The 10,126-nt window shown below is 69.8% G+C and carries 9 protein-coding genes and 1 pseudogene; 3 read left to right on the top strand and 7 right to left on the bottom strand.

Annotated features, from left to right (window positions below):
- The first annotated feature begins 39 nt into the window (after positions 1-39).
- Positions 40-945, top strand: a complete 906-nt coding sequence (locus ACTWQJ_RS05045) for a LysR family transcriptional regulator (RefSeq protein WP_443305390.1) — start codon at positions 40-42, stop codon at positions 943-945.
- Here ACTWQJ_RS05045 and ACTWQJ_RS05040 read toward each other — a convergent pair.
- Positions 936-2,912, bottom strand: a complete 1,977-nt coding sequence (locus ACTWQJ_RS05040) for an AMP-dependent synthetase/ligase (protein ID WP_443305389.1) — start codon at positions 2,910-2,912, stop codon at positions 936-938. The genes ACTWQJ_RS05045 and ACTWQJ_RS05040 overlap by 10 nt on opposite strands.
- Positions 2,913-3,186: 274 nt before the next feature.
- Here ACTWQJ_RS05040 and ACTWQJ_RS05035 point away from each other — a divergent pair, with 274 nt between their 5' ends.
- Positions 3,187-4,044, top strand: coding sequence for a MaoC family dehydratase (locus tag ACTWQJ_RS05035; RefSeq protein WP_443305388.1), 858 nt, complete (start codon positions 3,187-3,189; stop codon positions 4,042-4,044).
- Here ACTWQJ_RS05035 and ACTWQJ_RS05030 read toward each other — a convergent pair.
- On the bottom strand, positions 4,027-4,671 hold the full coding sequence (locus ACTWQJ_RS05030) for a TetR/AcrR family transcriptional regulator (protein WP_443305387.1): 645 nt from the start codon (positions 4,669-4,671) through the stop codon (positions 4,027-4,029). The two genes, ACTWQJ_RS05035 and ACTWQJ_RS05030, sit on opposite strands and share 18 nt — an antisense overlap.
- A gap of 41 nt (positions 4,672-4,712) precedes the next feature.
- Positions 4,713-4,850: pseudogene (locus ACTWQJ_RS05025) on the bottom strand (dicarboxylate/amino acid:cation symporter); the annotation flags it as partial.
- 59 nt (positions 4,851-4,909) lie between these two features.
- Between ACTWQJ_RS05025 and ACTWQJ_RS05020 the strand changes: the two are divergent.
- The gene (locus ACTWQJ_RS05020; protein WP_443305386.1) at positions 4,910-6,352 is read left to right on the top strand and encodes a recombinase family protein; all 1,443 of its coding nucleotides are present in this window, start codon (positions 4,910-4,912) and stop codon (positions 6,350-6,352) included.
- 125 nt (positions 6,353-6,477) lie between these two features.
- Here the strand turns inward: ACTWQJ_RS05020 and ACTWQJ_RS05015 are convergent, their stop codons facing one another.
- The 4 genes from ACTWQJ_RS05015 to ACTWQJ_RS05000 form a co-directional block, all read right to left on the bottom strand.
- Positions 6,478-7,827: a replication initiator gene (locus ACTWQJ_RS05015; protein WP_443305405.1), complete on the bottom strand. Its 1,350-nt coding sequence runs from the start codon at positions 7,825-7,827 to the stop codon at positions 6,478-6,480.
- Positions 7,828-8,123: 296 nt separating this feature from the next.
- Positions 8,124-8,321, bottom strand: a complete 198-nt coding sequence (locus ACTWQJ_RS05010; RefSeq protein ID WP_443305385.1) for a hypothetical protein — start codon at positions 8,319-8,321, stop codon at positions 8,124-8,126.
- On the bottom strand, positions 8,318-9,619 hold the full coding sequence (locus ACTWQJ_RS05005; protein WP_443305404.1) for an FtsK/SpoIIIE domain-containing protein: 1,302 nt from the start codon (positions 9,617-9,619) through the stop codon (positions 8,318-8,320). The genes ACTWQJ_RS05010 and ACTWQJ_RS05005 overlap by 4 nt, the downstream gene beginning before the upstream one ends.
- The gene (locus ACTWQJ_RS05000) at positions 9,619-9,966 is read right to left on the bottom strand and encodes an SCO3933 family regulatory protein (protein ID WP_443305384.1); all 348 of its coding nucleotides are present in this window, start codon (positions 9,964-9,966) and stop codon (positions 9,619-9,621) included. The genes ACTWQJ_RS05005 and ACTWQJ_RS05000 overlap by 1 nt, the downstream gene beginning before the upstream one ends.
- Between the last annotated feature and the right edge of the window lie 160 nt (positions 9,967-10,126).

Here is a 10,126-nt window from a genome sequence, read left to right as displayed (position 1 = left end):
AAGGATTTGTCGCCAAACCCAAGTGATAGCTTGAGGGTTGTGACCCTCGAGGATCTGCGCGTGTTCGTGGCCGTCTGCCGGGCCGGGAGCCTCAGTGCAGTGGCCCGTGATCTGGGGTGTACGCAGTCGGCGGTCAGCCAGCATGTGAAGCGGCTGGAGCGGGAGACGGGGGTCGGACTGCTGGAACGGCGGCCGCGCGGGGTCGTGCCGACGCAGGCCGGGCGGGTGCTGGAGGCCGCCGCGGCCGAGGGCATCGCCGGGCTGGATCTGGCGTTGCGACGGCTGCGGGATCTCGTCGACGGGGAGAGCGGGTCGGTGCGGGTGGCGACCGGGGCGACGACCGTACGGCACTTCATGGCGGACGCCGTGGTGGCGTTCCGGCAGCGGCATCCCAAGGTCAACCTCGAGTTCCGTACCGAGAGTTCGAGCCGCGCCTGCTTCGGCGCGCTGGCCGACAGCGAGCTGGACCTGGCCTGGATCACCCTTGGTCCGCCGGTGCGCGGCATCGAGCAGCGGCCGGTGGTCGACCTGCCGTGGGTGCTGGCGGTACGGGCCGGCGACCCGCTTGCCGACCGCCCGTACGCCGATGTCTCCGACCTGGCCGGCCTCCGGCTGATCCGGCTGCCTCCGAACTCGACGTCCGCCGCCCATCTCGACGCGGCCTGCGCCGAGTTGGGGGTGAGCTTCGGCTACGACACGAGTGTCGCCGACTGGGACACGGCCCTGCTGCTGGCCGAATTGGGGCTGGGCCGGGCCGTGGTGCCCGCGTTGCCGGGGCTGCGGGCGGGCGGTAACGGGGGTGATCTGCGTCTGGTGCCGTTGCCCGCGCTGCGGCCGCTGACGGTGGGGTGGGCCGTCCGGCACTGGGACGCGCTCACGCCGCCGGCCCGCGCCTTCGCGGACACGGTGGCGGAGCTCACCTCGCCGCCCACTGCTCAGCCGTGAGCCCGGTCGGCTCCGTACAGCGCCTCCACCTCCCCGGCGAAGTCCCGCAGGATCGCCTCCCGGCGCAGCTTCATCGACGGGGTCAGATGGCCGACGGCCTCGGTGAAGTCGACGGGGAGGACGGCGAAGCGGCGGATGGACTCCGGGCGGGACACCAGCTTGTTGGCCTCGTCCACCGCACGCTGCAACACCGCGTACAACTCGTCGTCGGTCACGAGGAGTTCCGGCGGTACGGGGTGCTTGCCGTTCATCTGGCGCCAGTGGGTGATGCCGTCGGTGTCGAGGGTGATCAGGGCGGTGACGTAGGGGCGGCGGTCGCCCAGGACGATGCACTGGGAGATCAGGGGGTGCGAGCGCAGCCAGTTCTCCAGCGGGGCCGGGGCCACGTTCTTGCCGCCCGCCGTGATCAGGATCTCCTTCTTCCGGCCGGTGATGGTGAGGTAGCCCTCGTCGTCCAGCCGACCGATGTCGCCGGTCGGGAACCAGCCGTCGGGCGTTGCCGGGACGACGCCGCCCGCGTACGGGTCCCAGTAGCCGCGGAGGACCTGGCCGCCGGCGAGGAGCACCTCGCCGTCCGCGGCGATACGGACGCGCGTGCCGGGCAGGGGCCAACCGACCGTGCCAAGGCGGGGTTTGAGCGGCGGCGTCACGGTCGCCGCACCGGTCGTCTCGGTCAGGCCGTAGCCCTCGTAGACGTCGATGCCCGCGCCCGCGTAGAACGCGGCCAGGTTGCGGCCCAGGGGCGAGCCTCCACAGATGACGTAACGGACCCTGCCGCCCAGTGCGTTGCGGATCCGGCGGTAGACGAGGGCGTCGTAGAGGGCGCGGGCCGCCTTGAGGGAGGCAGCAGGGCCGGGGCCGGTGCCGCTCGCTCTGGCCTCCGCCGCCTCGCCGTAGCGGCGTGCCACCTTTGCCGCTCGGTCGAAGGCCGGTGCCTTGCCGCCCCGTTCGGCCGTCGCGCGCGCGTTGTTGTAGATCTTCTCGAGCATGTACGGGATGGCGATGAGGAAGGTCGGCCGGAAACTCGCCAGGTCGACCAACAGGTCCTCCGACTTCAGGCTGGGCGCGTGACCGATCCGCACCCGCGCGCGGACGCAGGCCACCGACACCATGCGGCCGAAGACGTGCGAGAGGGGGAGGAAGAGGAGGGTGCAGGGCTCCGCGTCGGTGCGGGCCTTGAAGACGGGGTAGAGGAGTTCGATCGCGTTGTCGACCTCCGCCAGGAAGTTTCCGTGCGTGAGCGCGCAGCCCTTGGGACGGCCGGTGGTGCCCGAGGTGTAGACGAGGGTGGCCAGGGTGTCCGGGCCCAGCATTCCGCGCCGTACGTCCACTTCGGTGTCCGGCACGGACTGGCCGAGCTCCGCCAGGCGGTCCACGTGGCCCTTCTCGATGACCCATATGTGCTTCAGCTCGGTCAGGTGCTCCCGCTCGGGGCCGAGCGCGGCCGCCTGCCCGACCGTCTCCGTGGCCAGCGCCACCGCGCCGGAGTCCTGGAGGATCCAGCGGGTCTGGAAGACGGACGAGGTCGGGTACACCGGGACGGTCACCAGACCGGCCGCCCAGGCGGCGAAGTCGAGGAGCGTCCACTCGTACGACGTGCGGGCCATGACCGCGATCCGGTCGCCCGGCATCAGCCCCTCGGCGATCATCCCCTTCGCCACGGCCAGCACCTGCGCGGCGAACTCCACCGCGGTCACGTCCGCCCAACGCCCGTCCCCGGTACGGCGGCTGAGCACCGGATGTCCGGGCGCCGCGTCGGCGTTCTCGAACGGCAGGTCGGCCAGCGAACCGTGCGACACCGGCGGCACCAGCGGCGGTACGGCCACTTCCCGCACCTCCCCGTCCAGCCGCCGTATCTCGGGCTCGACGAGGACCGGCCCACCGTCGGGGTCGTACTCGAGCGACGCGGCCGCCGACGGGTCGGACGACTCGGGCGGTAAAGGTGAGGACGAGTACGAGATGGGCATGGCAGCTCCTGGGGCCTGCAGCGACGCACTTCGGCACTGCTCGCTGCATGAGGTACGCATGGTGCGCACGAAGGCGTTCACCGGCGGCGGCGCGGCTCGTCCGTCGTCCGCCGGTGGGCGGAGATCCTACGGGGCCCGCGTGGGGAGATTGCGCGGGTTCGGGGGTGCTTCCGAGGTGGTCCGGGGACGGGGGTGTGCAGCTCGGGGCCGGACAGGGCTTGGGCTTACCTGCGGTAACCTTACTCCAGAGTAAACAGCGAGGACAGGGGTACCCATGGCCGACCGCCACCTGAGCTGCACCGGCACCGCACCCGGCCAGGTCCGTTCCCTCGCGCGAGGCGCGCTGCTCTCCCCCTTCAAACAGCCCCGCCCGGACGCCGGTTTCCCCCGCACTCGCCTGGTCCTGTCCGGCGTACGCGTCGACCTGGCCCGGCTCGCCGCCTACGAGCGGGTGTGCGGCTTCCCGACCGGAGAGGACGCCCTGCCCCTCACGTATCCGCACGTCCTCGGCTTCCCGCTCGCCATGCGCCTGATGAGCGACCGGCACTTCCCGCTGCCGCTGCTCGGCCTGGTCCACACCTCGGTGGAGATCAGCCGCCATGCCGCGCTCCCGGCCACCGGGGAGTACGAACTCGCCGTGTGCGTCGACGGACTGGCTCCACATCGGCGCGGGACGGAGGCGACGGTCGCGACCGAGGCGCGGGCCGGCGGGGAGGTCGTATGGGAGTCGAGGAGCACCTATCTCGCGCGGCACCGCACCGGCGTCCGGCCCTCGAACGGGACCGAGCACGCCCCGCTGCCGGTCCGCGCCGAGTGGCGGCTCGGCGGTGACATCGGGCGGCGGTACGGTGCCGTCTCCGGCGACCGCAACCCGATCCACCTGTACCCGCTCACCGCCCGCCTGTTCGGCTTCCGCCGGCCCCTCGCGCACGGCATGTGGACCGTGGCCCGCTGCCTCGCCGCGCACGGGACGCCCGACGCGGTGCTGGTACGGGCACAGTTCCGGGCGCCGGTGCTGCTGCCGGGGACGGTGAAGTACGCGGCGGACGGCGGGCGGTTCGAACTCCGGAGCGGGGAACGCCGGTGTGTGACCGGCGAGGTGTTCCCGCTCACCTCACGCGGACGGCGGTGACCAGGCCCGCCCCGCCATCAGGTCGCCCAGCCCCGCCCAGGCGAAGTTCATCAGGGTCGCCGCCGCCTGCCGGGCCGTGACGCCGGGGGTGGCGTTGGCCCAGGTGGCCAGCGACTCGGCGGCGCCGACCAGGGCCTCGGCCAGCCCGGCGACCTCCTTGTCGGGCAGATCCGGGTCCCGGTGGGCCTCGCGGGCGGCGACGGCGATCAGCTGCGTCACGAACGTGACGATCTCCGTGCGCATCGCGGTGACCTCGGCGGCGAAGGTCTCGCCGTGGGTGCGGGCCTGCAGGTGCAGTACGGACCAGCCGTCGGGGTGCCGGGCGGTGTGGGTGAAGAACGCCAGCAGGCCTTCCCAGAGCTGGCGGTCGGCGGGCAGTTCGGGGTGCACGCCGGCCCGGACGGCGGCGGTGAGCGCCTTGGCCTCGCGGCGGATGCAGGCGGTGAAGAGGTCGTCCTTGGAGTTGAGGTAGAGGTACACCAACGGCTTGGACACGCCCGCGAGTTCGGCGATGTCGTCCATCGACGCGGCCATGTACCCCCGCTGTCCGAAGGTTTGCACGGCGGCATCCAGCATCTGCTGCTCACGGACCGCACGCGGCATCCGCTTGGTCTTCACGGCACCCATGGGGATCAGCGTACGGTCCGCGCAGCACCGGCGGCGCCCGGTCAGGCGGCGACCGTCACCTGCTGCGGCTCGTCCACCGGGGAACTCGCCGCCTTGTCATAGGCGTTGCGGTCGAGCAGGCCCTCGCGGGCAGAGACGAGCACCGGCACCAGGGCCTGCCCGGCGACGTTCGTAACCGTATTCTTTGTATGCACGTTGTCCATGACGCAGGCACACCATCTGTGACCCGGGGGGAGACATGGCCAAGCCGAAGCGTGTGGGGATCTACGTACGAATCAGCAAGGACCGCAAGGGCCAGGAACTCGGCATCCAGCGCCAGGAGAAGGCGTGCCGGGAGCTGTGCGAGCGTATGGGGTGGGGTGTTCTCAAGGTCTACCCGGAAAACGACGTATCGGCGTCTACCACAAGCAAGCGCCGACGCCCGCAGTACACAGAGATGCTCCGAGACGCCCGCGACGGCCTCATTGACGGGATCGTCGTCTACTCCATCGACCGCCTGACGCGTCGGATCAGCGAACTGACCAGCTTCCTCGAAGAGCAGAAGGAACACGGGTTCGCGTTCGCCACGACGGAGGGCGAGGACACGTCGACAGCCAACGGCCGCATGATCCTCACGATCAAGGGCGCGGTGGCTCAGCAGGAGACAGAGCGCATGTCGGAGCGGGTGAACAACTCCCTCTTGCAGCGCAGAGAGCAGGGCAAGCCGCACGCTGGCGGGAAGAGGCAGTTTGGTTTCAAGGAGGGTTCGTACTTCAAGGAGCTGGACGAAGGCGAAACCGACCTGATTCGCAAGGGTTATCGCATGCTGATGGACCGGAACCCGAAGACACCCGGCGATGTGGCTCGGTACTGGAACTCCGAGGGCTCTACGACTCCGCAGGGTGGCGCCTGGACGATCCAGTCAGTGAAGCGTGTGTATCGGTCGGAACGGACCGGGGGGATCGTCACCTACAAGGGCCAGGACATCGGAGACAGCATCTATGGCGCCCCTCTGACCCGCGAGCAGTGGGAGAACGTCCAGACTCTGCTCGATGGACGAGCCACACCGGCGGCGCAAGGGTCGGGTAAGCGGAAGCACCTGTACTCCGGCTTCCTGCGGTGCGGGTATTGCGGATCCGTCATGCGCGTCCAGTGGGCGACTATCCAGGGACGAACTTTCCGGCGGACGTTCTGTCACTCGGGGCAGCGTGGCAGGAACGGCCACTTGGGCTGCGGCAAGGTGAGCCGCAAGTACGAGTGGATCGAGGAGCGACTCAACGAGGTGATCGAGGCGGCGCTGCAATCCCGTCTGCCTCGGAAGGAAGAAGTGCCAGCAGAGGATCTCACAGATGAGATCAACCTGTTGGAAAAGCGCATCCGGGCACTTCGAGGTCGCTGGAAGGAAGGAGACATGGAGGACGAAGACTACTTCGATTCCTTGGCTCACCTTCGCACAGAGCTCCAGACCCTACGCACGCGCGAAGCCACCACGGTGATCCGTCGATCCCGCGCCGAGACGGATGTACTTGCAGTCTGGAAGGACGACGAGCCCGGGAACCTCGAACGCCGCCGCGCCATCGTGGCGACCGTAATCGACCACGTTGACGTTTTCAGCATCGGCCGTGGTAGGCGCAAGCCGCCAGAGATCACCTCAATCAAGATCACGCCGGTCGGTGCGTCGCATGAGGCTTCGCCGAAGTAACCGGCTCGAAGCGGTCGGCAACGTAGCTATCGACGACAGCAGTCATGCGGATGTCATAGTCCTTGGGCGGTACCCAGCGTTGGAGGATCTCAGCAATCCAATCAGGAACCGGCTGCAAGGGCTCATTAGCCATAAGCGCCCCGATAGGAACGTGCTTGCTCCCGGTTCTCCGCCAGGTCCGCAGCAATTCCCGCTGCGATGAGGGCAGCGCCGGGGGTGTGGCCGGAGCCGATGTAACGCCATTGCCGTTCGGTGACCGCGTCGGTCAGGTCCGCGTGGCCCATGTGGTGGGCACGTTCGGCGCGGAGCGCTGCGTAGGTGGTCGAGTAGGCACGGGACTTGGTGAGGATGTGGCCCCGGTAGCCGAGCGTGTGAGCCCAGTCCCGCAGGCGGAGGGACGCGTACTCGGGGAGGCCACCGAGGCGCCAACAGGTCCGCATGAGGGTGCGGACGTGTTCGCTCACGGGCGCCGACTCGATCGCGGCCCACGTGGTGAGCGGGTGGTCGGTGCCGGCGCCTGTTTCGCTCGCTCCTTTGGTGACGTACTTGGCCACGTACGCGGCGACCGCGTCATCGTCGGGTCCGTCACCGTTGGCGCGCAGGGGCCGGGCATCGACCTGAGCGCCCCAGCGCAACGCCAGCTCACCCACGGCCGGGCTGTAGGGGGTGTGGACCAGGACCCGCCGGGCGGATGCGCGCACGGCGTCGATGAGCAGTTCCGCAGTGCCCCAGGCCGGGGGTTCGTCGTCGGGTCCGGCCGGGCCGTCGAGGCGGACGACAGCGTGCACGTGGACGGCCGCCCGCTTCTGGTACTCGGCGACACGGGCGAAGGACAGCCGGGCATGCCGTGCGAAGTGGGACTGTACGAGGCCGACGGAGGAGGCGAGCCGCCGCCGGACGTCGATGACGAACCGGTCCCACAGCTTGGCGGCGTGCGCGTGCCACAGCACGTGGGCGGTGTAGTCGTAGCAGTCGGGGCAGAGCGGTTGGCCGACGACGGCAGCGTCCGGGGCGTGGACAGTGCCACAGCCGAGGGGCCTTCCGTGTTCGCAAGTGCCACCGTCGCGGCGGGGACGGCACACGCCCCCGGCACGGTGGACGGGCCCAAAGGACGGGGCTGTCAGGGTGACGAAGAGCCGCGGGCGGTAGCGGACGGTCGCGGGGACGTTCTTGCCGCCGAGGAGGCCTGCACGGACGAGGTGGTAGGTGTCTCCGGCGTGGAGGCGGGAGCAGGCGGGGCAGACGGTTGCGCGTCGGTTGCGGCAGCGGATGAGGAGGCGTTCGCCGGGTTCGGTGCGGGTGTCGTAGTGGTGAAGGATCTCGCCGGTTGTGCCGTCCAGGGTGGCGGTCGAGCCGGAGAGGTGGACAGGATGGGAGCAGCCGCCAGTAGCGGTGATCTGCTCCAACAGGCGCGGGAACTTCGGGTCTTGGGCGAGGCGGATTGCGTCGCGGTCTGCTTCGGGAAGCTGACGCAGGCGCGCCGCGCGGTCGAGGACGGCGCGCCTGTCAGCCGGGGTGAACTCCGGGGTGATGGTGGTGACCTTCCGGGGTGGGCCGCCGAAGCGGCACGGTGGATGGGTGGTGGCGCGTTGTCGGTCATGGGGATCGCTCCCTTGCGTGGTCGGGCGGGGTGATGTTCAGCGGATGGTGCCGGTGCCGCGGCAGACGCGGCAGCGCCGGAGCCGTCCGGTCCAGGTCCTACGGGCGCCGTCGCCCTTGCAGTGCGGGCACCTCACGCGAGGCATGGGCATGGTGTGGGGGTCCTTCCTGCTCAGAAGTGGCTGAAGCCGCTGACGAACCAGGTCACGAAGCCGTTGATCGTGAGGCTGACCGGGGTCTGGCCGAGGTACAGGCCGAACAGGGTGATGCAGGCCGCTTCCCAGATCCGCACGTCGCGCGAGCGGATGAGGAGGAAGGTGATGATCCCGAAGACCACGACGAGGGAAACGGCGGTACCTGTGCTGATCACTTGTCGTCTCCTTCCAGCACCGCGAGGGCGCGGGTTATGGCGGGCAGTTCCGGGGTCATGGCTGCGTGCTTCCGGGCCGTCGACACGGCTTCCTCGGTCGGGGTGAGGTGGGAGCGGGCGCGGCTCCAGCCGCCCTCCGGGCCGGTGCAGACGGCCACGCCGCGTTCCTCCGCCGTGATCGACTGAGCGACGGCCACAGCGTCCTTGTTCAGGTCGCCCAAGGTCATCTCGGCCGTGCCGGGGTCATTGACGCGATGGCAGATGCGCCCGCTGAGCTGCGCCCTCAGGGCGGTGACGCCGGGTCCGAGATCGGAGCCGACCCGCTGTCCGGCAACGACCAGGTGCATGCCGAGCGCCGCCCCGAGCTGGCCCAGACGGAGTAGGAGCGTGGAGCACTGCTCCGCCTCTGCCTTGCTCTCGCGGGTGCCATCCGAGAGGTACAGCTCGGCGAGCTCGTCGACGATCACGACGACCGGCACCGGCCGCAGCTTCTCGGGCAGCTCCCAGATCGAACGGACACCGGCCGACCGGCACGCGCTCATCCGGTCCTGCATGTCGACCACGAGGGCGGACAGCACGGCGACCGCTTCGCGGCGACAGGTCGCCAGCGCGCTCAACCGCCCGGCGAACAGGCCGAGCTCCATGCCGCCCTTGCAGTCGATCCCAACCAGGGCGACAGGCTGCCCGGCGAGTTGGGTGATCAGCCGGGCCAGCAGGGTCGACTTGCCGGACCGGGTAGCCCCGGCGATCAACCAGTGCGGCACCAGCCGCAGGTTCATCACCCAGGCACCGCCGCTCTCCAGGACGCCGACGAGCGCCGAGAGGAGTTCGACCGGAGCCGTGGCTAACCCGGGCCGTTCCAGCGGATCCGTGGCCGTCGCCGTCAGCAGCACGAGCCCGCGTTCCGGGGAGGTGACCCGGACCGCGTGGACCTTCCACGCGTGCACCAGGGCGTCAGCCGCCTTCATGTACGTCGCCGGGGTCTGCCCCGCGTGCAGCCGCACCGTCACGGTCAGACCCATGCGCGTGGCGCGCGGGAACGAGAACCGGGGAGCCACCGGCCGCAGCGGATCACCCTTGACCACCAGGTCCCCGAGCAGCCCGCGCGGCGGACGACGGGAGACAGCGAGGTCGTTGAGCATGGCGACCTTGCGCCAGGTCGCGACCACACGGCACGCGGTGACCGGGTAGCCGACCAGGTACCAGTGCCAGATCGGACGATGTCGGCGCACCAGGTCACCGACGACCAGCACCCAGGCCAGCACGGCGAGCGCGAAGGCGAGCAGGATCGGCCCCATCACGCATTACCGCCCTTGGCGTTGGCCGGGCCGCCGTGCACGGGCGAGATGGAGTCGGCGCGGAAGCTGACGCCGTGCCGCTCGCCCATCGACCAGACGAACGCCGTCAGACCGGTGACCTTGACGATCTGTCCTTCCTCGATGCCCTTCGGGGCACCGCTGACGGCGATCTCGATGACGGAGATACGCCGCCCGTCCTGCCGCACGGTGACGGCCACGGTGTAGACCGGGTTGCCATCCCGGTCCCTCTTCACCTCCTGTGTCTCGGGGTTGGTGATCTTCGCTTCGGGCGCGATGGCGCACCGCAGTACGCCCAGCCGCGCCGTGTCCACGGGAATGGACTGCATTTCGTTGGCCTCCCTGGCCAGTTGAGGACGCCAGACTCCTCCTGACGTCACTTGTCCTTACGAGTTACGACTATGAAGTCCTGTACGGCGCCCGTGCAACTACTTATGCTGACGAGTGATGTCGCGCGTGCGACGTAACTACGACCTCACCCGGAGATGC

Source organism: Streptomyces sp. KR55, from assembly GCF_052245645.1.
GTDB classification, from domain to species: domain Bacteria; phylum Actinomycetota; class Actinomycetes; order Streptomycetales; family Streptomycetaceae; genus Streptomyces; species Streptomyces flavusporus.
The sequence above is the reverse complement of the archived record's forward strand: the minus strand, read 5'-3'. Positions and strand labels throughout refer to the sequence as shown.